The organism is Veillonella sp. R32, assembly GCF_010093125.1.
GTDB lineage: Bacteria > Bacillota > Negativicutes > Veillonellales > Veillonellaceae > Veillonella_A.
In genome coordinates this window covers 23,308-47,970 of record NZ_NMZQ01000010.1, presented here as the reverse complement: position 1 = coordinate 47,970, position 24,663 = coordinate 23,308, and the positions used below count along the sequence as shown (strand labels likewise).

Below are 24,663 nucleotides of genomic sequence, written 5' to 3'. Positions count from 1 at the left end.
ATAATATTAATAGATTTATTGCTTAATAAGACTAATTAGGGACTAGAAGGAATTTAATTCCTTTTTTATCTTTTTTTTGATAAAATAAAGATAAATGAATTTTTGATTAAAATTAGGGGATGCTTATGACAAATGAAGAGGTACTTCAATTTCAGCAAATTCTTGATGAACAGTTATTTAAGGCAAAAGAGTTAAAACGGAGAGGGAAAATTTATGAAGCGTTACTAATTGAGTATGAAAGTCTTAAAATATCTATAAAAATATATGATACTGTTCGTCACCCTTATATCGTAGATGTATATAAATCAATTGGAAAATTATTATATTTACTAGAAGCTTATGCACTAAGTATAGACGCCTATTTATTAGGATACACTACTTCGACGGTAATTCCACATCATAGAAAAAAATTGACAAAGGAGCAAGGGATTATAACACGCCATTGTGGATATGCTATATTAGCCCATTTGAATGTGCATGTTTCTCAACCGATAAAAGATAGATATTGGCATTCAATTCATGGTTCAAAGTATGATTTACCTAATGATTATGATTTTACATCTGAAGGGCTTTATGAAGCTAGTGCGCAGCATAAAGGTGTTGAAATTATGACCGTATTATCTAGTGAACTGAATGAATATTTTAATGTTAATTATACGACATTATTACAACATATTGATACTAAAATTAATATATTTACTCACCAGCTTGACGAGTTTCTTTGTCAGAAGCAAGACTCAGCTGATAAAGATAATCAAGTAGTTCAAAATATTCATAAAAAGCAGAAGGAAGAAGGCAACATTAAAAATAAAATTCAATTTACTAAAAGTAATTGTGAAGATTTTATTCAAGAACCTCAGAGTGATGATAATATAGATGGTTCTCCGCTGAAATGGAGTTTTATGATTATTGCTAGTCTTATTATATTTTATTATTTGTTTTGCTAATAATGATTAGTTAGGAATAATCTTAGAAAAAGAATGCTATCTGTTGCGTTTTAACTATGGATATATGAGATTGCGTTATTTAAAATAAATTTAATTGAAGTATGTTAGCTAAATTTATTATTTGGCTTATGTTTATCCTGGATAAATTGATGAAGGGCAATACTATTTATTATGTTTGATATAGGGGGAATTTATCGGAATAAGAATAAATTAGGATTTGCTTGTGGAAAAGGTTGTATTGTGTTGTAAATTTATGTTTTATAAGGAATGATTTGTGGAAGTTTTATGTAATTGAAAGGGATTTTATATAAGATAGAGAATTAATATAGATAATATGGGGATATAGAGGAGGTATAGTGTGGATAAGGAAAAGAATGAAAGTGGATGGGAGCTTGCTGGACAGGTTATTGCTGGTACAGTTTTAGCTACAGGATATATTGCGGCTAAAAGTAGTATGTGGTTAGGTAAAAAAATTGTTAGTGGCTCTAAAGTTGTATATGAAAAAACTGTTGATGGAAAAAGAAAAATAGATGAAATAAAACAAATTGAAATTAATGTGAAAAAATTTCAAGAAGAAGAAAAAGAAATTATACAGAAAAAACAAGCAGAATATGAAAAAAAGATTAATGTTGAAATTGTGAAGTATGATTTAACTTGTAAGTCCATTTTAAATGTTGTTAAAACATCAGAAAAGTATTCGCTTTATTATGAAGGAATGAACGAAAATTCTTTCAGAACAGAAAATAAAAATACTACTAATAAATTATATGCGCAAACTTCGCTTAATAGTATTGAGGTGGCAAGTGCTTCTTTAGCTAAAGGTGTAGGAACGGGGGTATTGACTGGTGGTGTAGCGGCAGGGGTGATGACTGCTTTTGGGACGGCAAGCACGGGGACGGCCTTGAGTGCATTATCTGGATCTGCGTTTACAAATGCTTTATTAGCGTCTTTTGGAGGAGGTTCTTTAGCTGCAGGTGGATTTGGAATTGTGGGAGGGACTATTGTTTTAGGGTCTATTGTGACAATTCCAGCATTAGCAGTAGCTGGCGTTATTGCTGATAAAGAAATAGAAAAAGCTTATATAAAGGCTAAAGAGGCTGAAGAGCAGGTTAATTTACAAAAAAAAGCGTGTGATAGTTTATTTAAACATTATGAGCTTGTAATTCTTTTTATGCAGCAGTTGAATAGTAATGCGCAACAATATTTAGAAATCTTTACTAAGGTTATTGATGCATCCACTTTAGTGGCTTCTTTTGGTGTAGAAAAAACGTTATTTAATAAACTGTTTGATGAGGTAATAGAAATTGCTAAATTATATTTAGGCATTTCTGTATTGAATACTGAAGGAAAATTTAATGAGCGGATAGAGGAAGAGATTCACTCAATTCATGAATTAGCTTTAGGATGTGGAACTCAATATGAGGAGTTTTATGATAAATTAACAGAAGAAAATCGTCTTATTATGAATGAGTTACCTCATGCTACTGTAGAAAATTATAGCTTGATAGTAAGTGAGTTAAAAAGATTACAGAAAAAAGTAGAACAACAACATCAAGAAATTGCTAATCTTAAAGAGGTTAATAAACAATTAGAAGATTTGCTAGAACAGCAGAAGGCAGAATTTCCGGTTCGATATGATGCATGTTTAAAAGAAGTACAATTGAGATATCCAGAAGTACAAAACGAAAAAGTTTTGGAATTTATTGCTTCTGGTGAATTGAGCTATCAAATGTGGGGTGAGGTAGATAAGGTAGATTATTCTCAAATTGTTATGGCTTACGCAAAAGCATTGGAAACATTACTTATTGATGTCTTAAAAGTATTTGGATTATTTCAACGGGGCGATGAACGAGACGCATTAAATAATTTAATAAAAAAATATATTTCGGATAATAGGTATGAAGTATATTGGAAGCCAAATGCACAAGAGTTACAGAATAATTTTAATTCTATTCGTAAGATAAGGAACCCTGCTGCCCATAAAGGTAAAACTCAAAAAGAGGATATGCTAAAAGTAAGGACTATAGTAATGGGAGGAGGAAAATCAGGATTAGAGAAAGAGGGTGTATTATTTTATTTGAGTAAAAAGCTTGATAAATAACATTAATAATGGCAGTGTAGTTTATGACAAAAAATATTAAATGAGCTTGTTAAGAATTGTTTTTATCATAGTTTTTAAGTATAAAGTTTGACAACAAAAATCGTAAGTTATTTTTGAACATTATGACTTACGATTTTTTATTTCTCTTTTTATCATTTATTTTTTCCTTGATTTATAGTAAAGAATTACTAGGTAAGTTAGTTATACTATAGATAATTAAAATATCTTAAGTTAGATTTTTGGGGGAATTAGGGAGCTATAAGATGAAAGTTATTATTCGAATTTTAGTTTTAATGGCTATGTTTTTGTGTGGATTAATATATTATTTGCATTTTGACAAAGATGAGGGGTTTAATGCTACCTTGAGTGTTACTGAAGAGTCAATATTAAAGCCAAAGCCCTTGCCAGAAAAAGAAAAGACAATACCTGATAGTTCTGTAGTTCATCACGTATCAGAAGTGAATTCTGGTTGGATTAATAGTAATGTTTTAATAGCTGGCTATGTATCTTATGTAGAAAAAGATAAAGGGCATATTATATTTCAATTAAAAGATCTAACAACCGAGAATTATTTAAATAGTATTTTATTTGCTGATGAATATCAAGATTTAATAGATAGGGGAATTTTATTGATAGAGGGAGATGACAAAGAACGCATAATTTATGTTAAAGGGAGAATTTGTGAATACAAAGATTTATTGCGGATTGAGGCGCAACAAGTATTTGTTGAGTAAGTATAAAAGGAGTTAGTTATGGAGAAACAATCAGTGAAGAAAGCCCTTATATCAGCAGTTTGTATTATTATTATTATTTTAGGAGGTTATATATATTTAGATCGTAACAACTATAATCAAGTAATGAATATAGTGAATGGATTTTTATATCAAGATAGTATAAGGACTCTTGATAAAATTGACAAAACAATAGTTGGTCAAGAAGTAAAAGTTGAGGTCTTAATTATTGATATTCGAGAGGGTAAAAATGATAAGCGTGAGGATTTATTTTTTACTTTGGCAGATTCAAAAAATGTAAATAAAAAGATGGATGCAGTTTTATTTGAAGCTAATAAATATAAAGATATGGCAAGTGAACTAAGAGTAGCTAAGCAGGCAAAAAAGAAAGTTTTAGTTACAGGAAAGGTAAATGAATATAATAAAAAAATCCAGATAATAATACAAAAAGTAGGTGAATGATTATGAACTGTTTTTTTAATAAGTATTCTATAATCATTTTAGTATTTTTATTAGATATATTTCGTATGTATTTTTTTCAAAATCAGATTATTCCTACTCTATTATTAATAGTATTAGGGGCGATATTATGTGTTATTTATACTATTGATAGTAAATATATTTTAAGAAAATTTGATTTTGAACTATTTATATATATGCTTTTCAGCATTATTTTATATAAGCTATTAGGTCAAGGTAGTTTAGCGATAGCTGTATTTGTATTTTGGTTTATCTTTAATACAGCTTGTGCAGTTATAACTTCATATAATCGTCAGAAGATGTTTTTTAAAAGTGAACATATCATTGAGGATGAATTAAATCATATTCAAAATACGGTAGATATTGTATCTGTTGAAAATAAATTGAGAAATGAATTAGAGGCTATTTATCGTAAAGATATAGAAGCATTAAGAAGTAAGTATGAAAAAAGTAAAAATAATAAGAAAAAATATGAAAAGTTAATTCAATCAATAAATGAAGAGAAAGATGAACAATTATTAAAGGCTTCTCAGGCATTACAAGCTTTATCAAAAGAAAATGAGACGCTTAGAGATATCAATTTTGTTTTGGTTGAAGAAAATCAAGAATTACAAAATACGTTAGCTGATTTAAGAAATTCATATGATAGTACTATAAAAAAGATTGAAAATCAAAAAATTAAAGATGATAAAGAAACACAAATATTAAAAAATGAAAAAATTAGAGATGCATTTAAAAATGGATTAAATAGTGCACAAAGTGAAATTTGTATTATCTCTCCGTGGGTAGGACATCGTGTTATCAAAAACTATGCAAAGGAATTTCAAAGTCTAGCACGTAAAGGGGTTCGTGTAAAACTAATTTATGGAATTGGTGTAGATAAGCAGGTAGTAGATGTAAATGATAGCAATTATAATCGCTTAGTTAAATCACGTAATGCAGTAAAGTATCTTAAAAGTTTTTATACTAAAGAAAAGAAAGCTAATCTTATATCTACTGAAGAACGACATACGCATGCTAAACTTTTTATTGTTGATGATAATTGGTATCTATTGGGAAGTATGAATTTATTATCTTTTGATTATAGTGATTCTGATGATAAGAGAGAAGAGTTAGCGGAAAAAATTTATAATTCTAAAAAAATACAATTATATAAAAAGGAATATTTTAGTTTTTAAGGTAATTATAATAATGTAATTTAAGTTACATATAATTATAAAATTGTATATTGAGTTTAGAATTTTTATTCTTGTTATTCCTTCAACTTCCTCTTAATGTTATAATATATCTACCGTACACATACGGATGTTTACCTAATTGGGTAAATATAGAGAAAAAGAGAATTTTTTATCAATTTTTAGTAAGAGAAAAGAGGAGAGACTATGAGTTTACATTTATGGGAACAGGTGGCGGCTTGGAAATCGCCAAAATATCGATTTGTTGATTTAACACATGAATTAAGTCCAGAAACGCCGCATTGGTGGGGATTCCAGCCATTAAAAGAAACAGTGTTGTATGATTATCCTGAAAACAAAAAAGAAGGAGATACTTGGACAGCAGCACCTATGCAGATTAAAGAATATACTGTGGTAGGGCAATATGGAACACATGTAGATGCACCCATTCATTTTGATCCTAAAGGCCGCACTCAAGATCAACTTCGTGTTGAAGAAATGGTATATCCATTAGTTGTTATTGATAAATCCAGCGAAGTGGCGCAAAATCCAGACTATGAATTATCAGTTGAAGATATTCTCGCTTTTGAAGCGGAATATGGTCGAATCCCTGAAGGGGCGTTTGTAGCATTTCGTACAGATTGGCATAAGCGTCCAGCCAATGATTTTGAAAATAAAGATGCAGAAGGAAAGCCTCATTCTCCAGGTTGGCCGATTCCTACCTTAGAGTTTTTGGTAAAAGAACGCAATATTGGTGCTATTGGTCATGAAACAGCAGATACGGATGCAGCGATTCGGGCGTTTCAACCAGACTGTCATCCATTGCCGGCTGAACAATATATTCTATCTCAAGATAGAATTCAAGTGGAAGTGTTGGCTCATTTAGATGAGTTGCCACCAGTAGGTGCGATTATTTTTGTAACCTTTCCATGCTTAAAAAATGGTACTGGTTTTGCAGCGCGCGTATTTGCGTTAGTTGAAAATGAATAAACACAAAAGCCCCCACGGCCTAGGCCGTGGGGGCTTTTGCTAATAGCGAGCAATGCATACAATTGTTATACTTGCCTATGGCTATTAGTGTGTGGTAATGAATCGTTTAAAGCAGGTAATCCTACTTTAGATATTCATTGAAGGCTAACTTATTTAGCAGGTTGAGCTACTTCAGTGTCTGTATTTTCAATGATTACATCAGTTTTCTGGAATTCGTTAGCGCTTTTTGCTTTAGCATTCTGCCAAGTAGCAGCGATTTGAGCATCTTCTACTTTTTTCTGTTGTGCTTCAGCTGGAGTGATAGCAATGTCAGGTTTGTTTTTCAACTGATAATTGCGGTTAGCAAGATTAGCTACTACGTTTTCTAAAGCAGCATCAGCTGTGTTAGGTTGAATTGCATGACCAGCGCCATTGGCATTGGAGGTGCTTTGAACATTTTCAGAGTTGTTAGGGTATACATCTTTTTGGTAAGTGTAAAGCGTGTTGTTAGCAAAGTCTAATTTGTAGTTCACTACATCAGTAAGACCTGTGTTAGGATTTACGGCAGCTGCTTGGAAATCAGCTGTATCTGTATTTACATCGTAGTTAATGGATTGCACATTAACGCGAGTTGTGTAGTCTTTGTCGGAATGTACCCAGTACCATTGGTCAGCTGGTAATGTTTTGGCAGAAGCGGCACCGGCTACTGTTGCGAATGCTAAACCTAAAAGTAATGTTTTCTGTAATTTCATAATATCTATACTCCCTTCAAAAGAACTTCAAAATACATTGAAAATTCAACATCGATTATTTTCTATGTATTCATTATAACACAAAAAGAACAAAAATTTCAAGGGAATGGACGAAAAAATTAGTTTTTAACAATTTAATTGCTGTAATTTGCCTTGGTTAACATGGCGCTGTCAAGTGATTTATGCGGAATAATATTTCCTAATAGAAGAATCTACTATAAGAGAAGGCATCTTTTAATCAAAGGAATATTTTAATAAAAGGTGGATATATTTTGATAACGTGGTGAACAGATAGATTCAAATTCATAAATTGAATACTTCCACCAATTACTATTCTAAAAATGTATAGCATATATGATTTAAATGATATTTGCTCTAGCCTATATTAAATTTAACTGCTATTATAGGATATAGAGGATTGTCTATTATATGGAAGCTTCTCTTTATGAAGCTTATAAAGTAGTTATAAGTTTAATAATGATATAGATGAGTGCGTGTATACTCATAAATCTGATTGTTTGAATTTTTTGATAAGGATTGATTGTATATTTTGCTAGTTAGTAAAAAAGCTCGACAGACTGGCGAGTTTGACAGGAAGGATGTGTAGAATGGGAGAATTCCGTTGTGATTCAGAGGCTATGAGGAAAGGGTATTTGGCATTAGCAGCTCAAGTGAGTAAGGCCATTGAAAAGGGGACGTTGTCCGTATATGATACACTTCAACTCGTCGTCATTGATGATGTAGTCGTTAATTGGTACGGGAAAGATCCGTTTCACGGACGTTATTATGAAAAGCCTGAAGATGTATTACTTCAAATGGTAGGGCAAGCACGTTATGAATTTGAAAAGCCTTATTTTGAAGCACATAGTACTAGTACCTTGGCTGAATTAGCTATTAAAAAGCCAACTCCTAAACAGCCTAAGCCTGTAGTTGATCAGGTATTTACTGATAGTGAAGCCGCTAAGTTATGGGAAGTTGGTTTGACGGCAGTTATTAAAGCCTGCCAAGGAACGGGGCTCAACTGTTTTAATGAAACTGAATGCCGTGAAAGTGATGGTACATTCCTCATTAGCGAAGCGGGCATGACTCGCTTATTTGGCGAACGCTTAGATGACCAAGGTATGAGTATTGTTTTCATGCACATTGGCTCAGAAGAAGCTATGTTAGTTCGTTCTAAATTACGTAAAATTTACGAAGCGAAGGCAGGTGCTAGAGCAGAAGTTGCTCTCCATGAGCGAATGGGGGAAATTGTAACCTCTTGTGTAAAGGCTATTGCTAATGGACATACCGTTGAATTGTTGCATACCATTGAAGAAGTGGCTAAGGAAGTCGGGATTACCTCTAAAGTGGCGCGGGTGGTTACTGATTTTAGACGATATAACCGTATAGTGTGGGCCTATTTATTTACCCTCGTTGATAGTGACGAGCTTGAAGTATGGCGCAACATTGGTGAAATTACGGATACCAGTGCGCTGTTGAGTGCTTTGCAAGAGGCTAAGGAAAATGGGGGAGAAGGCTCTAATGGTAATGCGGCGAAGCGGGCCGGTCAAGGCGCTACTAAGGCTAGTGGGCCTGTGACAACACAGATCTTGGCAAAGCGGTCCCGTCATAATCCGTTATTAGCTGGTTATGATGATGAAATTCTTGACGAACATGGCTTAAAAGCGGAGCGACGGGAATGGGATCAAGCGCACAATGAATATGGTCAGGTTAATGAAGAGGCTTTAACGGACGATATTTCGTACGAAGATTTAATGGCTAATGTAATTGAGACTGATTTGACCGATTTAATTAGCAAAGAGGACAAGTCAAATAAGTAGGCAAAGGGCGTGTTAAATTTATTAGAAAATAGAATTGACAAGTTTAGACCTACAATGATAGAATAAGTCCATCAATTTAATAGGATTTCATCAAGAGCGACTGAGGGACTGGCCCGATGATGTTGCGGCAACCTTCTAATTAGAAAGGTGCCAATTCCAGCGAATTGTAAGATTCGATAGATGAGTAAATTAAGTGAGTAAGCATCTTCGTATCTACGGAGATGCTTTTTTGTATGATAGGCGGGTCATGTATGTTGTGTATATTATGTATAACATGTATGCCACGTATGTCATGTGTTATGTTGAGGGCTTGTTTCAATTGGGGTGAAACAAGCGGTGCAAAGGAGAGAGATTATGAATATTAAACGACTATTAGTATTAGGTTTGGCTTTGATTGCGGCGGTAGCCGTATTAGCCGGTTGTGGTAGTGATACGGCCAGCAGTGGTGAAAAACAAGAAATTACCGTAGGAATTACGCCAGGTTTCAGTGAAGAAGTTATGGAAGAAGTGGTGAAGGAAGCGGATAAGCAAGGTCTTAAGGTGGTGCTTAAAACATTTTCTGATTATGTAACGCCAAACCAAGCGTTAGCGGTTGGTGATATTGACTTGAATTCGTATCAGCATGTGCCCTTTATGGAAGCCTTTAACCAAAAGAATGGCACGGATTTAGTAAGTATTGGTGATACTTATTTGGCGCCATTAGCGGTATATTCGCATAAAATTAAAAGTTTAGATGAATTAAAAGCAGGGGATACGATTGCGATTCCTAATGACCCTACCAATGGAAGTCGAGCTTTGATTTTATTACAACAAAAAGGGATTATTAAATTGGATCCTAATAAAGACCAATTAAAAGCAGTGCCGCAGGATATTGTAGAAAATCCTAAAAATATTAAAATTCTTGAGTTAGAAGCGGCTCAGCTACCACGCTCTCTTGATGATACGACGGCCTCTATTATTAATGCTGGTTTTGCTAAATCAGCTGGTCTTAATGCGACCAAAGATGGGATTGCTATTGAGTCTGATACGAGTCCGTATGTAAATATTATTGCAGCACGGGCTAAAGATAATCCAACTTACGCAAAGTTTGTGAAGATTTTCCAATCACAAGCTATTAAGGATTATATTAATAAGAACTATGACAAGGTGTTAATTCCTGCTTGGTAAGATTTACTTAGGGACGTGTTGGCTGTGGCGTGCCGAGGCGTGGACGGAGTTGGCTATGAGCTGAGCATCTCGGCATGTTAGTGAAACCATTGGTTGCTTAGTGTTGGTAGGTAGTGTGCGATGCGTACTCACTAAGCAATTAATGGTTTTTATATATGTTTTTAGGTTATACTTAATTAAGAAATTAAGTAAATGCTTAGTTTTTTGTTTCCAAAAACGCACAAAAATAATAGGAGAGGTTATAAAGTTGCAGTAATAATGCGGCTTTATAGCCTCTTTTTTTATTATTTCAGGGGGTATGTGAAATTGGTATGGAGGATTGTCAATTATGGCTTGAAAAAAAGAGTGACATATGGAAAAATATATTTGTAATATATTTTCTTAAGTAGTTTATTAAGTGCGAGGAGCGGATAGTATGTCAGAATTAAGATGGAATCCATTACTCGGCACATGGACGATGGTCGCATCAAACCGTAAAATGCGTCCCAATATGCCACAAGATTGGTGTCCGTTTTGCCCAGGCGAAGGGAAAAAGGTGCCTTCAGAATTTACTGTGTATGCTTATGATAATGATTTTCCTGCTTTAACGCAGCATCCAGAAGCGCCATATTGGGATGGTGGTTTCTACAAGAGTGCTGAGAATTATGGCAAATGTGAAGTCATTTTGTATTCACCACGACATAATGTAAAGTTTTACGATTTGTCTGTGTCACACATTGTGGAGTTATTAGACTTAATTGCTGATCGTTGCACCGCTTTGAGTGCCGATAAACGAATTAAATACGTGTATCCTTTTGAAAATAAAGGGGAAGCGGTAGGGGTGACAATGCCACATCCGCACGGGCAGATTTATGGCTATCCATTTGTGCCACAGAAGATTGAAACAGAGCTTCGCAATTGTAAAGACCACTATGAGAAGCGGAAACGTTGCTTACTCTGTCAAATGAACGAAGAAGAAAAAGACTCAGATAAGCGCATTGTTGCTGAAAATGATAGTTTTGTAGCCTATATTCCGTTCTTCACCGATTATCCGTATGGCGTATTTATTGTTTCGAAACGTCATTTAGGTATGCTGGCTGATTGCACGGCTAAAGAACGGGAAGATTTAGCACGCATTTTAAAAGTAGTTACTCAGGCCTTTGACGAATTATTCAAAGCGCCATTCCCATACATGATGGTATATCATCAGATGCCGGTGAATAGTCCAGAATATGCTAGAGCTAAAGATTATTACCATTTCCATATTGAGTTTTACCCACCATTTAGAGAAGCAAATAAGATTAAATATTATGCATCTTCGGAAATGGGAGCCTGGGCGGCTGCTAATACCAGTGCTGTAGAAGAAACGGCGCCTGTATTACGCAAGTTAGTTAATCAGATTTTAGAAAAGGAAGATATGAATAATGAATAAAGCGGAACTAATAGCTAAATTTATTGAGCAATTCGGAGATACTGGAAAGCCCATTGATTGCTATTTTGCCCCGGGGCGTGTAAATATTATTGGCGAGCACCAAGATTATAATGGTGGTCATGTATTTCCCGCTGCCTTAACTTGTGGGATTTGGGGAGCCATGCGTCTACGGGACGATTCAAAGGTTCGTCTCTATTCGGAAAATATGGAAACTACTGTAGTGGTCGATATAAACGAAGATTTTGTATATGATACGGCTCATGACTGGGCTAACTATCCCCTTGGGATTATTGAGTTTTTGAAAAAAGCAGGTCACACCTTGCCTGGTATGGATTTATTTTATAGTGGCAATTTACCTGCTGGGGCGGGGTTATCGTCTTCGGCTTGTATTCTAGATTTAACAGGCTATATGTTATGGAGTCACTTAGATTTTACGCCTATCGATAGGACAAAGTTGGCTGAAATGGCACAACAAGTAGAATATAACTTCGTCGGCGTTAAGGTAGGTATTATGGATCAGTTTGCCATTAGTCATGGTAAGGATGGTCATGGTGTGCTCCTAGATTGCACGGCTATGGAATTTAAACATGTACCACTGAATTGGGGTGATTACCATCTCATTATTATGAATACTAATAAAAAACGTGGCCTAGTAGATTCCAAGTTTAATGAACGTAAAGCAGAATGTGATGCAGCGCTGGCCGAGATTCAGAAGCACCATCCTTTGAAAGCCTTAGCACTAGGCACAGAAGCTGATTTAGCGCTTATTGCCGATGAGGTATTGCGTCGTCGGGCGCGGCATGTCATTACGGAAAATCTTAGAGTTCTTGCCTTTATGGAGGCCTTACAAGCCGGTGATACAACTAAGATTGCAGACATTATTACAGCTTCTCATGAGTCTTTAAAACATGACTATGAAGTGAGTGGCTTAGAGCTAGACACTATCGTTGATATTGCGCGGCAACAACCAGGTTGTTTGGCTTCGCGTATGACTGGGGCCGGCTTTGGTGGCTGTGCCATTGCGCTCGTAGCGAGTGAAGCGGTAGCGGCGTTTAAAGAAAATGTGCCTAAATTATATGAAGCGGCTATTGGTACGGAACCAACTTTATATGATGCTGAAATAGGCGATGGCGTATATAGTTTATAAATACCTGAGGAGGTGAAGGAATGCAATCTAAGCAGGTATTGAGCAATGATGAAATAATTTTAAATTACATACGCCGTAATGGTTCGGTGTCTAAAGCCATTATTGCCCGCAATACAGGGATAACTCCACCTACGGTTACCAATATTTGCAATACCTTAGCAGATAAGGGGCTCATCTATGAAGATCGGCAAGAGCGGAGCGCTTTGGGGCGACCCTCTATGTTGTTAAAATTTAATGAGCAGAAGGAAATGCTATTAATTATTCACGTGCGCACGCACAATGTAGTGTGCTACGTCGTGCAGTCTGGCGGTATTATTTTGCATCAAATGAAACAATCCATCATTGGGTTAACTGTGGAGGAAATTTTAAATATCATCTATCATTGTGCGGAAGACATTATTGAAGATATGCGCTGGACCATTGCTGCCATTGGTTTAATTTTACGCGGTCCAGTTGATTCCAAGAAAGGTATTTCCATTTTTTCACCCAATGGTAAATGGACGAATATTCCGTTCAAATATATTTTAGAAGAACGTTTTCAATTGCCTACGTATGTAGAGAATGATGTGCGTTGTTTATCCACTGGTGAATATTATTATGGCAGTGGCAAAGGCATTGAAAATCTGTTAGTTTTGAAATTTAGCTATGGCTTAGGGGCGTCTTTGATTTACCATGGAGCCCTTTATCGTGGTTACAATGACTGTGCTGGTGAAATTGGTTATTCGGTCATTGATATTGACGAAAGTAAGACCGATTCCTTTACTCGTTTAGAGGAAGTGGCTTCTGAAACGGCTATCCGTGAGTACGTGCTCAATGAAGTTAAGAAAGGCCGTCTATCTAAAGTGGCGACTAATGAAGACATCTTAGCAGATGCTTTCCGCGTAGAGCCTATTTATGAGGCTGCGGTTGAAGGCGATGAGATTTGTTTAGAAGCGTTAAATCGCGTGGGGAAATACTTAGGAATCACCTTAGCTAATTTATACAATATGATTAATCCACAACGGATTATTTTAAGTAGTGCCATGGGGAATGCAGTAGGAACAATGGATCCTATTTTACGAACCGTGTTAGAAAAGAACCTTCATCGAGCGCAAGGGGTTGACTTAGTCTACTCTGGTAATGGTAGTTACTACACGTTACTGGGGATGGTAGATATTGTAAGCAGTCGGCGTGCTAGTGAAGTATGGCTCAATGGGGGCCGGTAATAGGTAGAACCGCTAAACATAGCGAAATATAGAGTCTACAGTTTCATCTTAAAGGAGGAATTTCTCGTGAAAAAGGCATGGAAAGCAGCAATGTTAGCAACCTTCGCAGTAGGGGCTTTGGTAGTGAGTGGTTGTGGCAGTGATTCTAGTAATTCTGGTGGTGGTGAATTGCCACAAGTAGGGGTGGCCATTTACAAATTTGACGATACCTTCATGAGTGGCGTACGCGCTCGTATCGATGCAGACGCTAAGGGGAAAGCAAAAGTGGATATCGTAGATAGCCAGAACTCCCAACCTACCCAAAACGAAAAAGTTGATTTATTCCTTAACAAAAAATACAAAGCCATTGGTGTTAACATTGTTGACCGTCCAGCAGCTGGTGGGATTATAGAAAAAGCAAAAGCAGCGAATGTACCTGTTGTTTTCATGAACCGTGAACCGTTAACAGAAGACATGGCAAAATGGGACAAAGTGTACTATGTAGGGGCTAAAGCAGAACAAAGCGGTGAAATGCAAGGTAAAATCTTAGCCGATTACTTCAAAAAGCATCCAGAAGCTTATAAGAGCAAAGACAATGTATTACACTATGTATTAATTAAAGGCGAACCAGGCCATCAAGATGCAGAACTTCGTTCTAAATATGTAATTGAATCCCTCAAAAAAGAAGGTATTCAAGTAGATGAAATTGCGCAAGACACAGCTATGTGGGACCGTGTAAAAGGTCAGGAAAAAATGGCAGCTTTCTTATCTAGCTATGGCGATAAAATTGATGCTGTAATTTCTAACAATGATGACATGGCCTTAGGTGCTATTGAAGCATTGAAAGCAGCGGGGTATTTCAAAGATGGTAAATATATGCCAGTCGTAGGGGTAGATGCAACCGCACCAGCTGTACAGGCTTTGAAAGATGGCACTTTATTAGGTACTGTACTTAATAATGCTAAGAAACAAGGGGACGCTGTATTTAACTTAATGTTAGTATTATCTAAAGGTGAAACACCAACAAAAGATAATGTAGGATTCGAAATTATCGACAAACAATATATCTGGGTTCCTTACGAAATCGTAACGAAAGAAAATGCAGATCAAATCTTAGGTGATAAATAAGTCATACAAGTAAGTTGGGGAGGCTTGTTGCAGGCCTCCCTCACTTACTAATACTGGTAGGAGGGCAAGCATGAGCGAGTATATTTTAGAGATGCAACATATAACCAAATCATTTCCCGGCGTAAAGGCACTAAATGATGTATCTCTGCGGCTCCGTCCAGGTTCGGTACATGCGCTGATGGGCGAAAATGGGGCTGGGAAATCGACCTTGATGAAATGCTTATTTGGTATATATAAACAGGATGAGGGACAAATTATACTTAATGGTGAACCAGTAGAAATTGCTGATTCACGGACCGCGTTGGAGCTTGGTATTTCCATGATTCATCAGGAATTATATCCTGTACTTCAACGAAATGTTATGGAAAATTTATGGTTAGGACGTTTCCCAACCAGACGAATTGGCCCCCTTAAATTGGTGGACCACAAGAAAATGAAAGAAGATACGTTGGCTTTGTTTAAAGAAATTGACGTAGATATTGATCCAGAAGAATTGGCTGGTCATTTATCCGTTTCTAAATTGCAAAGTATTGAAATTGCTAAAGCCGTGTCGCATAGCGCACGTATCATTGTAATGGATGAACCAACCTCATCGCTGACAAGTGATGAAGTAGAGCACTTATTTAAAATTATTGAAAGCTTGAAAGCTAAAGGGGTGGCTATCATCTATATTTCTCATAAAATGGAAGAAATCCTGCGCATATCCGACGAAGTAACGATTATGCGTGATGGTAACTATATAGGTACTTGGCCGTCAGAAGAACTTACAACCGACCTAATTATTAAACGGATGGTAGGCCGTGAAATGACGCAATTATTCCCTGAGAAAACGAATGAACCAGGGGAAGAAATCTTGCGTGTTGAAGGGATGACCTCGATTCGTGACCATTCCTTTAAAGATGTTAACTTTTCTTTGCGCAAAGGTGAAGTACTTGGTATTGGTGGCTTAGTAGGGGCGCAGCGAACAGAAGTTATTGAAGCCTTATTTGGACTTCGTCACTTGGCTGCGGGTAAGATTTTTATTCATGGTAAAGAAGTTAAGATTAAAAGCCCACGGGATGCAAAGAAACATCATATTGCGCTTTTAACGGAAGAACGACGAGCTACGGGGATTTTCCCAATGCTCAATATTGTGGATAATAACACTATGGCATGTATGCCTAAATACCGTAATAAAGCAGGTTTATTAAATGACAAACTGCGTGAAGTAGATACGCAAGAAGGTGTTGCTTCACTGCGTATCAAAACTCCTGATACACAGACGCGCATTCAATCCTTGTCTGGTGGGAATCAGCAAAAAGTACTGATTTCAAGATGGTTAAATACGAATCCTGAAATTTTATTGCTCGATGAACCCACCCGTGGTATTGATGTGGGGGCTAAATATGAAATTTACACGATTATTAATCGCTTAGCTTCGCAAGGTAAAAGTGTAATCATGATTTCTTCGGAAATGTCGGAATTGCTAGGGATGAGTGACCGCATAATGGTTATGAGTAATGGCATTATGGAAGGCATTATTGATGCTAAAGACGCAACGGAAGAAAAAATCATGGAACTTGCTACAGCAGGTTTAGTATAGGAGGACATAACAATGAATGGATCACGCATTAGCAAGTTTATGACGCAAAATGCTATTTATATTGTATTGGTTGTATTAGTAGCGGCCATTTCTATTTATAGCCCTAACTTTTTATCGATGACTAGTTTTCGCGATATTTTAATTCAATCGTCGCCACGTGTCATCATTGCCTTAGGGTCAGCTATGATTTTGATTACTGCAGGGTGTGACTTATCGGCTGGTCGTGTCGTTGGTTTGACCGCTGTCGTGTCGGCTTCTTTATCGCAGATGCCCAATTATCCGCATCCCTTCTTTGAACAGGTGCCACAATTACCTACGTTCTTACCGATTATTATTGCCATTGCCGTAGGGGCTTTGGTTGGTCTTATTTCAGGGTTGATTGTAGCGTATTTAAAAATTGTGCCATTTATTGCTACTTTAGGCACTATGGTTATGACCTATGGCGTATGTTCCTTGTATTTTGATATGGAACCAAATAATTCGCAACCAATTGGTGGTTTACGTCCTGAATTTACCGTATTCGGTTCTGGCTCCTTAGACTTAGGGGTTATTACGATTCCCTATATTGTAATTATTGCGGCCGTTATTGCCTTTGTTATGTGGATTGTGTATAACAAGACCGTGCTTGGTAAAAATATGTTTGCCATTGGTGGTAACCCACAAGCCGCTGTGGTGTCGGGGATTAATGTAGCGGCTACCTTAATTGCTATTTATGTTATTGCTGGGGCTTTATATGGTGTAGGTGGTATTTTGGAAGCGGCTCGTACTGGTGGGGCTACTAATAACTATGGTAACATGTATGAATTAGATGCTATCGCTGCCGCGGTAGTAGGGGGCGTATCCGTTACAGGTGGTATTGGTACGGTACCAGGCATTATTGCTGGCGTACTTATCTTTACCGTTATTAACTACGGTTTAACCTTCGTTGGTATGGGACCATATTGGCAGCTCATTATTAAGGGTTTAATTATCGTAGTAGCTGTAGCTGTAGACGTTCGTAAATACTTAGCTCGTAAATAATTATATATTGATGAGGAAGCATACGCTTCTATAAAAATGTGTAAAAAAGAGGAATCAATGAATATTTTTACGATTCGTTGATTTCTCTTTTTTTATGTTTGTAGTAAAAATAAGGACTATTTATGGTGAAAATGTCCTTGGTTATGGTGTTTTTTGTATAAAAAAGTATATATATGTAATTGATGAAAGTTTATTATAAATATTGCGTTATATATAATTAATGATATATAATGATAGTAGTGTATAGTGGAATAGAGATATTTGAATGTGTATATAGATATGCGTATTGTAACGTGAAAATAGTATGTATATTTATGTATGTGTTGTGGTAGCAGTTTAAATGTGACAATAGGAGTGGAATAAGAAACTATGAAGCGTACGGGATTAACCGTAAGCGCCATTTTTGTGTGCGCCATAATGGCTTTGGTGTGGTGGAGCTATAGTGGGGCAGATGAAAAGGACGCGGGAATTTGGCAGCGTATGGTGGCGGGATATCACAAATACATGCCAGTTTCTGACAGCAAGCCATTACATATACGTCAATTAGTGACTCCTGATATGAGTACACGACGTATTATTTTATGGGAAACGAAGGCCCAACAAGCTAACTCAGTGGTAAAGTATAAGCTCAAAGGGCATAGCGATGATACCATGCAGACAGTGTATGCCGTATCAGAAATGTTTGAAGATGGTAAAGAACGGCGTTATATTTATCGTGTAGATTTGCGCGATTTACAGCCTAATGAAGAATATGTATATCAAGTGGGACGTGAAGGTCATACCGATGATGAATGGCATTCGTTGAGTACGAAGCAGAATGCTAATTTTTCAGCCCTCATATTTCCTGACTCACAATCGAATGACTATACGAAGTGGTCAAATTTAGTAAAAACTGCTTATGGGCAAAATCCGAATGTGCAGTTTTTTGTTAATCTTGGTGATTTAGTAGATAATGGTGAATCAGCAAAGCAATGGAATGAATGGTTTCATGCGGTCGAACCAATGATTTCAGAAGTTCCTTTTGCAGGTGTTATCGGTTCCCATGAATTTTATACGACTGATTTAAAGTTTCGAGCCCCTTTAGCCTATTCTCATTTCTTTCCCTTTGTGCAAGCTAATTCAACCTTACGACGTGAACCGTTTTACTCGTTTGACTATGGTGAGGTTCACTTTGTAGTAGTTGATACAGAATTTGAAGCGATGCCTGAAGGGGTGCGCGAACAAATGAAAGCTGGCGAATTAGCTTGGCTTCGTGAAGATTTACAAAATACTAAGGCTCCTTGGAAAGTTGTTTTGATGCATCGTGATGTTTTCCAGTATGGTCGGGCTAAAAATCCAAATAGTGCGTCCGGCTTTTCTGAGATAGGACGCATTTTTATGCCAATTTTTGAAATTTATAATGTAGATTTAGTATTGGCAGGTCATTATCATATGTATCGTCGTCATGGTCATATCGTTAATTATGAACGGAGTAAGACGGGACCATATTATATTGTAAGTGGTGTGGCTGGGGATATTTTTTATAATGAACGTTGGCAAACACATCCATTAGATGAATATGCACCGCCCTCTGATGACAAACCTAATTACTTGTTGCTAAGTAAAGAGGGGAATGCATTAATTGTAAAAGCATTTTGGTTTGATGGCACTCAATTTGATGAAGTACGTTTAACAAAATAGTTTGTTAGCATTGCCAATACAAGGCGTCAAAATAAAAACCTATACAAAGAGGCTGCAACTAGACAGAGGTAATCTGTAGTAGTTGCAGCCTCTTTTGTTATACGTGGTTAAGTTGTTTTCTGAGTTCATTTATAAATAATTGAGCCACCGTACTGAACGTATGGTGTTTACGCCATAAACAATACATGGTTGATGTATTGACATCACGCAAAGGGACAAAGGTTAATTTACTGTTTAAGGCTGTATTAGCTAATTTATCATAGGAAAGGGCGTAGCCTACGCCTTCACGCACTAGAATCATGGCATTATACAGTAGATTATAGGTAGCTACAATATGTAAGTTAGCATTACCAAACCAGCGTGGAAAGTCGATAATCATATTTTGACGAGAACAAATTAATGGTAAACCTATGAGTTCTGCCAATGTTAAACTGTCTTTCTGTGATAGAGGATCAGTTTGAGGAACTATTAAGCCCCAACGATCAGGCATAGGCATTGGATAGCTTTCATACTTGGTAGAGTCCTGATAGTCCATAATAAAAGCAAAATCTATTAGGCCTTTATCGAGTTGTTCTAATACATCTTGAATATTGCCGCTGAAAACATGGAGTTGAATTTTAGGATGTACTAATTGTAGCTCTTTAATAGCTTTTGCTACGGTGGTAAACGATTCTGATTCAGCACTGCCAACATATATGGTACCTTCAGCTAGGGTGGCTAAATTCTGGAATTCTAGGGTAGTCTTATCTGTTAAATCTATAATATCGTGGGCTCGTTTTTGTAATAAATGGCCTGCTTCAGTGAGCTCTATATTGTAATTAGTGCGCGTGTAGAGTTTAACACCTAATTCGGTTTCTAAGTCACGTAGTTGTTTTGACATAGTTGGCTGTGTAATATGAAGCTTTTGAGCAGCTCGTGACATATTGCCTTCGCGAGCCATTTCTAAGAAGTAGCGCAGTACACGAATTTCCATAGTTCTAACTCCTTAATTCTTTTAGTAGTATAGGATATCTGCTTATAGTATATCGCACATAGAAATAGATTAAAAGCATAACTAGATATGAATTATAAATAATTGCTATATTTAATGGGTTGAATATAATAGAACTATCAAATGACTCCATTCAAAGTATGAGTTAAGTGTAAATATGGGGATAGATGAATCTGGACGGATAAAGGAGGCGTGGTAATGGCATCCACTCGATTAGTGTATATTTTAGCAATCGGCGTATTTGGTATTTTGAATACGGAAATGGGCATCATTGGCATATTGCCATATATTGCTGAGAATTATCAAATTTCGTTAAGTCAAGCAGGTAGTTTATTAAGCATATTTGCGTTAGGTGTTGCCATATCGGGGCCTACGATGCCTTTGTTGCTATCAAAGTGGCCACGTAAACCGTTAATGCTGTTGGTATTAGCTATTTTTACAATGACCAGTATCTTGGCTGCTTGGGCGCCCAATTTTGAAACTTTATTTGTAGCTCGTTTAGTACCTGCCTTATTACATCCTGTGTACTGTGCTATGGCTTTTTCGTTAGCTGCTAGCTCTGTAGCACGTAAAGAGGCACCTAAAGCGGTAGCTAAGATTAATATGGGCGTGGCTGCGGGTATGGTAGTGGGGATTCCTATTAGTAATTGGTTGGCAGTTCATTTTGGTTTAAGTTTAGCCTTTTTATTTTCGGCGCTCGTTACAGCGTTAGTGTTTGTAATGACTGTTTTGTATATTCCTAATTCACTGCCAAAAGAAACCATTTCTTATGGTGAACAGCTTAGGGTCTTGCGTAAGCCAACACTATGGTTGTCGATAGTTTTCGTAATAGCCCTTAATGGTTCTATATATGGCGTATATAACTATTTTGTAGAATATGCGTTAGATGTAAGTGCTTTAAGCACGAATGTAGTGAGTGTGACTTTATTAGTATATGGCCTAATGAATCTAGTGGGGAGTGGTTTAGCTGGTCGCTTGTTAAGTAATCAAGCTATAAGGACCATTCAAGGGGTGCTCCTTTTAATTATCGTTATTTATAGTAGTTTCTTAGTAGGTGGTTCACAACGTTGGTTGGCCATAGGGCTCGTCACTTTTTGGGGAATTATAGCCGGTATTAGTGCTAATATTACTCAATACTGGATAACACGAGCTGCACGAGAAGCTTTGAATTTTGCAAATGGCCTGTTCCTTACGGCTGCTAATATTGGTGTTATTGTAGGGACTACTCTTTGTGGCTTAGGCATTAATCAATATGGCATTGGGACAATTATGTACGGCGGTATAGCTTTGGTTGTAGTAGCTATAGTTGTATTTACCTATCAGCGGTTTTATGAACGAAGCGCTTATTCTGAAGCGGTTCATGAAATATAAGAGAGTTTATAAGTTGCTTTAAGTTATTTGTAGATTGTGTATTATTTTTAGGAGGAAATAGAATGAAACTTCGTAAATCTTTTTTGAAAAAAGCAGTCATAGCGGCTGTAGTGGCCTCTGTATATGGTATGAGTGGCGGTCAGAGTTCTGCTTTGGCGGCTGGTGTAGAGTATGTACCCATTGCGAGTAATGCGGCTCATGTAGCTGAGGCACAGCAACATGTGATGCCTACGGTAGATGCGCAAGACAAAATTAATTCCCCTATGAATCAACCAGAAGCATTAAAATTAGAAGCAAAATGGGATAAAATTTTCCCTAAAAGTGATAAAGTAAATCATCGTAAAGTGACCTTTGTTAATCGTTATGGCATTACATTAGCCGGTGATTTATATACGCCTAAAAATGGTACTGGCAAAATGGCAGCTATTGCGGTTGCAGGCCCGTTTGGTGCCGTTAAAGAGCAGACGTCTGGTTTATATGCACAGTCACTAGCAGAGCAGGGATTTGTAACAATCGCCTTTGATCCATCTTATACTGGTGAAAGTGGTGGGACTCCACGAAATATGGCTTCGCCAGATATTAATACAGAAGATTTTAGTGCAGCCATTGACTTCTTGGGTACTTTAGACAATGTAGACCGTGATAATATTGGTCTTATGGGTATTTGTGGCTTTGGTGGTATGGCTTTATCCGATGCGGCAATGGATAAACGTGTGAAAGCAGTAGCTACGTCTGTTTTATATGATATGTCTCGCTCAATTGGGCAAGGGTTAAATGATTATTATACAGCAGCCGATCGTGATAAGGTATTACAATATTTAGCCGATAAACGTTGGGAAATGGTCGATAGAGGCACTACGGCGCTTGGTTATCATGAGGTACCTATTATTGATGGACAGTTAATAACCTTAGAAGATGGACACTTGTTACCAGAAGTAGCTTCTTCAGATATGGATCCAGTAGGTAAACAATTCTTTGATTTCTATCGCACTGGTCGAGGATATCATCCACGTTCTATTAATTCTACAACGGCTTGGGTAGATATTATGCCGTATGGTTTCATGAATTTCAGTATGTCTGGGCATTTAGATGAAATTGCACCACGACCTGTATTATTGGTGACTGGTGAAAATGCTCATTCTCGTTATATGTCCGAAGATGTAATGAAAGCATTAACTGGTGATAATAAAGAATTGATTGTTGTACCAGGTGCTACTCATGTAGATTTATATGATAAGACGGATGTAATTCCATTTAAAGAAATTACAGAATTCTTCCATAAAAACTTGAAGTAATTTATAAAATACTACTTGTAGGTATTTAAGTACTTATGAGTAGTATTTTTTTAGAAATTAGTGTGTTGCTACTAAATTAATAACTTTAATAGTAGGAGGACAGATAAGTAGCTATGAATAGAATAATTATTAAAATTATGGTCCTAGTGAGTATGCTTGTAAGTGGTCTGGGTGGACAATCTTGGGCTACCCCATTAAATATACCTAATGAAGGGCTTAGCTTAGTGGGCGAGGCTAAACAGGCCTATATTTCAAATGAAATGAATACATTATTTCAGAATTTGGAAAGTGCTAATGCAGCGTTTGAACTACCTGATGCATGGACAAAACAAACATTATATTTTCAAGATGTGCCAGTAGAGTATTTTTCCCATGAAATGGAGCAAGGTGATAGGGTTATTTTACAACTTCATGGTGGTGGGTATGTAGCGGGGATGACGGATTATCATCGTACGCTTGCTTTGAAACAGGCTACTCTGATGGGGGCTAGAGCAATATATAGCGTAGATTATCGCTTAGCGCCGGCTTACGTGTATCCAGCGGCTTTAGAGGATGCTGTAACTGTTTATAAAGGGCTTTTGAGTCAGGGTATTCAAGGAAAGGATATTATTGTAATTGGCGATTCTGCAGGTGGAAATTTAGGGATTGCTTTGTCAATATATTTAAGAAACCATCAAATCGAATTGCCTGGAGCTATGTTGTTAGCATCTCCTTGGGTTGATTTTGAACATAAGCAACATACTTCACGAACGGAAAATGAACGAAAAGATCAAGTGCTAGGTATAGGAACACCATTATATAAGGCTGTAGTTAAGCCTGTGTATGCAGGTGAACTTGATGTGCTAGATCCTAAAGTATCGGTTCTTTATGCTGATTTAAAAGGGTTGCCACCAACTCTTATACAAATTGGTGGTAATGAGTTGTTTTTAACAGAAGGCGAGGCTTTGGCTACCAATATGGCAGCTGTTGGTAATATAGTAAGTATGACAATCTATCCAGCAATGCCCCATGATTTTGCTCTTTTATTACCAGATATGCAGGAATCGATAGATTCACTTTTAGAAATGAGAGACTTTGTGAATCGATATATGAAATAGATTGTAAAGTTTTACTAAAATCAAAAATTGTATTAAGGGAGGTTTAGATGAATAGGATACATCAAATATGTCGAGCCTTACTCATAGGATATATTTTTGTTTTATTAGGTACATTAGCTGGTTGTACTCAGGCACAAGAGGGCATTGATGAGGCAACAAAAACTGCAGAAATGTCTAATGTCAGTAATGAGCAAGGGCGTGAAAGCCTTACTAATAGTGAGAATCAAGCTACTGAATATATAAAACTGCATATTCAGGGGCAGACAGTTACGTTTCGTTTAGCTAATACAGCAGCTGCTAAGCAGTTTGCAGAACAATTACCACAGACGTTGACATTAGAGGATGTTAATGATAATGAGAAATACATTGTATTGAATTCGTCCCTTCCTACCGATTCAAAGGTAGCGGGCACTATTAAAGCTGGGCAGTTGAAATTATGGGGGCGGCAAGGTTTAGTTTTATTTTATAAAAACTTTGAGTCTTCATATGCTTATACGGATTTAGGTGAAGCGGTTAATCCTATAGATTGGGAAGAATTGCTTGGTGATGGGAATGTTACGATTACATTCTCAAAGTAGTAAAAAAATGCCTTGACTTGAAGTTAACTCTAACTTA

The 24,663-nt window shown here is 36.7% G+C and carries 21 protein-coding genes and 1 riboswitch; of the genes, 19 read left to right on the top strand and 2 right to left on the bottom strand.

Annotated elements, in window-relative coordinates; all coding sequences use genetic code 11:
- Positions 1–125 precede the first annotated feature (125 nt).
- The 6 genes from VER_RS02595 (at position 126) to VER_RS02570 (ending at position 6,424) form a co-directional block, all read left to right on the top strand.
- Positions 126–947 (top strand): hypothetical protein, encoded by an 822-nt coding sequence (locus VER_RS02595; protein WP_162099333.1) that lies wholly within the window; start codon positions 126–128, stop codon positions 945–947.
- Between the two features lie 358 nt (positions 948–1,305).
- Complete coding sequence (locus VER_RS02590; protein ID WP_162099332.1) at positions 1,306–3,048, top strand: hypothetical protein; 1,743 nt, start codon at positions 1,306–1,308, stop codon at positions 3,046–3,048.
- A gap of 263 nt (positions 3,049–3,311) precedes the next feature.
- Entirely contained in the window at positions 3,312–3,782 is a 471-nt protein-coding gene (locus VER_RS02585; RefSeq protein WP_162099331.1) for a hypothetical protein, read from the top strand.
- An 18-nt stretch (positions 3,783–3,800) separates the two neighbouring features.
- Entirely contained in the window at positions 3,801–4,241 is a 441-nt protein-coding gene (locus VER_RS02580; RefSeq protein ID WP_162099330.1) for a hypothetical protein, read from the top strand.
- 2 nt (positions 4,242–4,243) lie between these two features.
- Positions 4,244–5,437: a phospholipase D-like domain-containing protein gene (locus VER_RS02575; RefSeq protein WP_162099329.1), complete on the top strand. Its 1,194-nt coding sequence runs from the start codon at positions 4,244–4,246 to the stop codon at positions 5,435–5,437.
- Between the two features lie 204 nt (positions 5,438–5,641).
- Positions 5,642–6,424 carry a cyclase family protein gene (locus VER_RS02570; RefSeq protein WP_162099328.1) on the top strand — a complete coding sequence of 261 codons (783 nt, stop codon included), beginning with the start codon at positions 5,642–5,644 and terminating at the stop codon, positions 6,422–6,424.
- A gap of 149 nt (positions 6,425–6,573) precedes the next feature.
- Here the strand turns inward: VER_RS02570 and VER_RS02565 are convergent, their stop codons facing one another.
- The gene (locus tag VER_RS02565; RefSeq protein ID WP_162099327.1) at positions 6,574–7,155 is read right to left on the bottom strand and encodes a hypothetical protein; all 582 of its coding nucleotides are present in this window, start codon (positions 7,153–7,155) and stop codon (positions 6,574–6,576) included.
- A gap of 608 nt (positions 7,156–7,763) precedes the next feature.
- On the opposite strand from VER_RS02565, the gene VER_RS02560 reads away from it, so the two are divergent.
- From VER_RS02560 to VER_RS02520, 9 genes are all read left to right on the top strand, one after another.
- A complete protein-coding gene (locus VER_RS02560) occupies positions 7,764–8,975 on the top strand; it encodes a helix-turn-helix domain-containing protein (RefSeq protein WP_162099326.1) in 1,212 nt (403 codons plus the stop codon).
- An 84-nt stretch (positions 8,976–9,059) separates the two neighbouring features.
- A riboswitch (SAM riboswitch) is annotated at positions 9,060–9,162 on the top strand.
- Between the two features lie 167 nt (positions 9,163–9,329).
- Entirely contained in the window at positions 9,330–10,142 is an 813-nt protein-coding gene (locus VER_RS02555) for a MetQ/NlpA family ABC transporter substrate-binding protein (RefSeq protein ID WP_162099325.1), read from the top strand.
- Between the two features lie 415 nt (positions 10,143–10,557).
- Positions 10,558–11,553 (top strand): galactose-1-phosphate uridylyltransferase, encoded by a 996-nt coding sequence (galT, locus tag VER_RS02550; RefSeq protein ID WP_162099324.1) that lies wholly within the window; start codon positions 10,558–10,560, stop codon positions 11,551–11,553.
- Positions 11,546–12,700: a galactokinase gene (locus VER_RS02545; protein WP_162099323.1), complete on the top strand. Its 1,155-nt coding sequence runs from the start codon at positions 11,546–11,548 to the stop codon at positions 12,698–12,700. Before galT ends, VER_RS02545 begins: the two co-directional genes overlap by 8 nt.
- A gap of 20 nt (positions 12,701–12,720) precedes the next feature.
- The gene (locus VER_RS02540) at positions 12,721–13,905 is read left to right on the top strand and encodes an ROK family transcriptional regulator (protein WP_162099322.1); all 1,185 of its coding nucleotides are present in this window, start codon (positions 12,721–12,723) and stop codon (positions 13,903–13,905) included.
- Positions 13,906–13,971: 66 nt separating this feature from the next.
- Positions 13,972–15,012 (top strand): galactose ABC transporter substrate-binding protein, encoded by a 1,041-nt coding sequence (locus tag VER_RS02535; protein ID WP_162099321.1) that lies wholly within the window; start codon positions 13,972–13,974, stop codon positions 15,010–15,012.
- A gap of 70 nt (positions 15,013–15,082) precedes the next feature.
- On the top strand, positions 15,083–16,594 hold the full coding sequence (locus VER_RS02530; RefSeq protein WP_162099320.1) for a sugar ABC transporter ATP-binding protein: 1,512 nt from the start codon (positions 15,083–15,085) through the stop codon (positions 16,592–16,594).
- 12 nt (positions 16,595–16,606) lie between these two features.
- Positions 16,607–17,614, top strand: coding sequence for a galactose/methyl galactoside ABC transporter permease MglC (gene mglC / locus VER_RS02525; protein ID WP_162099319.1), 1,008 nt, complete (start codon positions 16,607–16,609; stop codon positions 17,612–17,614).
- A 369-nt stretch (positions 17,615–17,983) separates the two neighbouring features.
- The gene (locus VER_RS02520; RefSeq protein WP_162099318.1) at positions 17,984–19,294 is read left to right on the top strand and encodes a metallophosphoesterase family protein; all 1,311 of its coding nucleotides are present in this window, start codon (positions 17,984–17,986) and stop codon (positions 19,292–19,294) included.
- 97 nt (positions 19,295–19,391) lie between these two features.
- Here the strand turns inward: VER_RS02520 and VER_RS02515 are convergent, their stop codons facing one another.
- On the bottom strand, positions 19,392–20,267 hold the full coding sequence (locus VER_RS02515) for a LysR family transcriptional regulator (protein ID WP_162099317.1): 876 nt from the start codon (positions 20,265–20,267) through the stop codon (positions 19,392–19,394).
- 216 nt (positions 20,268–20,483) lie between these two features.
- On the opposite strand from VER_RS02515, the gene VER_RS02510 reads away from it, so the two are divergent.
- The 4 genes from VER_RS02510 (at position 20,484) to VER_RS02495 (ending at position 24,626) form a co-directional block, all read left to right on the top strand.
- Positions 20,484–21,656, top strand: a complete 1,173-nt coding sequence (locus tag VER_RS02510) for an MFS transporter (protein WP_162099316.1) — start codon at positions 20,484–20,486, stop codon at positions 21,654–21,656.
- Positions 21,657–21,718: 62 nt separating this feature from the next.
- A complete protein-coding gene (locus tag VER_RS02505; protein WP_202922108.1) occupies positions 21,719–22,951 on the top strand; it encodes an alpha/beta hydrolase in 1,233 nt (410 codons plus the stop codon).
- 113 nt (positions 22,952–23,064) lie between these two features.
- Entirely contained in the window at positions 23,065–24,048 is a 984-nt protein-coding gene (locus tag VER_RS02500; RefSeq protein ID WP_162099315.1) for an alpha/beta hydrolase, read from the top strand.
- Positions 24,049–24,095: 47 nt separating this feature from the next.
- A complete protein-coding gene (locus tag VER_RS02495; protein ID WP_162099314.1) occupies positions 24,096–24,626 on the top strand; it encodes a cyclophilin-like fold protein in 531 nt (176 codons plus the stop codon).
- The last annotated feature ends 37 nt before the right edge of the window (positions 24,627–24,663 follow it).

What these genes read in the sequence shown, in the direction of transcription:
- VER_RS02595 (WP_162099333.1), top strand. Translation starts at nt 126, where the DNA reads ATGACAAATGAAGAGGTACTTCAATTTCAGCAAATTCTTGATGAACAG.
- VER_RS02585 (WP_162099331.1), top strand. Translation starts at nt 3,312, where the DNA reads ATGAAAGTTATTATTCGAATTTTAGTTTTAATGGCTATGTTTTTGTGT.
- VER_RS02580 (WP_162099330.1), top strand. Translation starts at nt 3,801, where the DNA reads ATGGAGAAACAATCAGTGAAGAAAGCCCTTATATCAGCAGTTTGTATT.
- VER_RS02575 (WP_162099329.1), top strand. Translation starts at nt 4,244, where the DNA reads ATGAACTGTTTTTTTAATAAGTATTCTATAATCATTTTAGTATTTTTA.
- VER_RS02570 (WP_162099328.1), top strand. Translation starts at nt 5,642, where the DNA reads ATGAGTTTACATTTATGGGAACAGGTGGCGGCTTGGAAATCGCCAAAA.
- VER_RS02565 (WP_162099327.1), bottom strand. Translation starts at nt 7,155, where the DNA reads ATGAAATTACAGAAAACATTACTTTTAGGTTTAGCATTCGCAACAGTA.
- VER_RS02560 (WP_162099326.1), top strand. Translation starts at nt 7,764, where the DNA reads ATGGGAGAATTCCGTTGTGATTCAGAGGCTATGAGGAAAGGGTATTTG.
- VER_RS02555 (WP_162099325.1), top strand. Translation starts at nt 9,330, where the DNA reads ATGAATATTAAACGACTATTAGTATTAGGTTTGGCTTTGATTGCGGCG.
- galT (WP_162099324.1), top strand. Translation starts at nt 10,558, where the DNA reads ATGTCAGAATTAAGATGGAATCCATTACTCGGCACATGGACGATGGTC.
- VER_RS02545 (WP_162099323.1), top strand. Translation starts at nt 11,546, where the DNA reads ATGAATAAAGCGGAACTAATAGCTAAATTTATTGAGCAATTCGGAGAT.
- VER_RS02540 (WP_162099322.1), top strand. Translation starts at nt 12,721, where the DNA reads ATGCAATCTAAGCAGGTATTGAGCAATGATGAAATAATTTTAAATTAC.
- VER_RS02530 (WP_162099320.1), top strand. Translation starts at nt 15,083, where the DNA reads ATGAGCGAGTATATTTTAGAGATGCAACATATAACCAAATCATTTCCC.
- mglC (WP_162099319.1), top strand. Translation starts at nt 16,607, where the DNA reads ATGAATGGATCACGCATTAGCAAGTTTATGACGCAAAATGCTATTTAT.
- VER_RS02520 (WP_162099318.1), top strand. Translation starts at nt 17,984, where the DNA reads ATGAAGCGTACGGGATTAACCGTAAGCGCCATTTTTGTGTGCGCCATA.
- VER_RS02515 (WP_162099317.1), bottom strand. Translation starts at nt 20,267, where the DNA reads ATGGAAATTCGTGTACTGCGCTACTTCTTAGAAATGGCTCGCGAAGGC.
- VER_RS02510 (WP_162099316.1), top strand. Translation starts at nt 20,484, where the DNA reads ATGGCATCCACTCGATTAGTGTATATTTTAGCAATCGGCGTATTTGGT.
- VER_RS02505 (WP_202922108.1), top strand. Translation starts at nt 21,719, where the DNA reads ATGAAACTTCGTAAATCTTTTTTGAAAAAAGCAGTCATAGCGGCTGTA.
- VER_RS02500 (WP_162099315.1), top strand. Translation starts at nt 23,065, where the DNA reads ATGAATAGAATAATTATTAAAATTATGGTCCTAGTGAGTATGCTTGTA.
- VER_RS02495 (WP_162099314.1), top strand. Translation starts at nt 24,096, where the DNA reads ATGAATAGGATACATCAAATATGTCGAGCCTTACTCATAGGATATATT.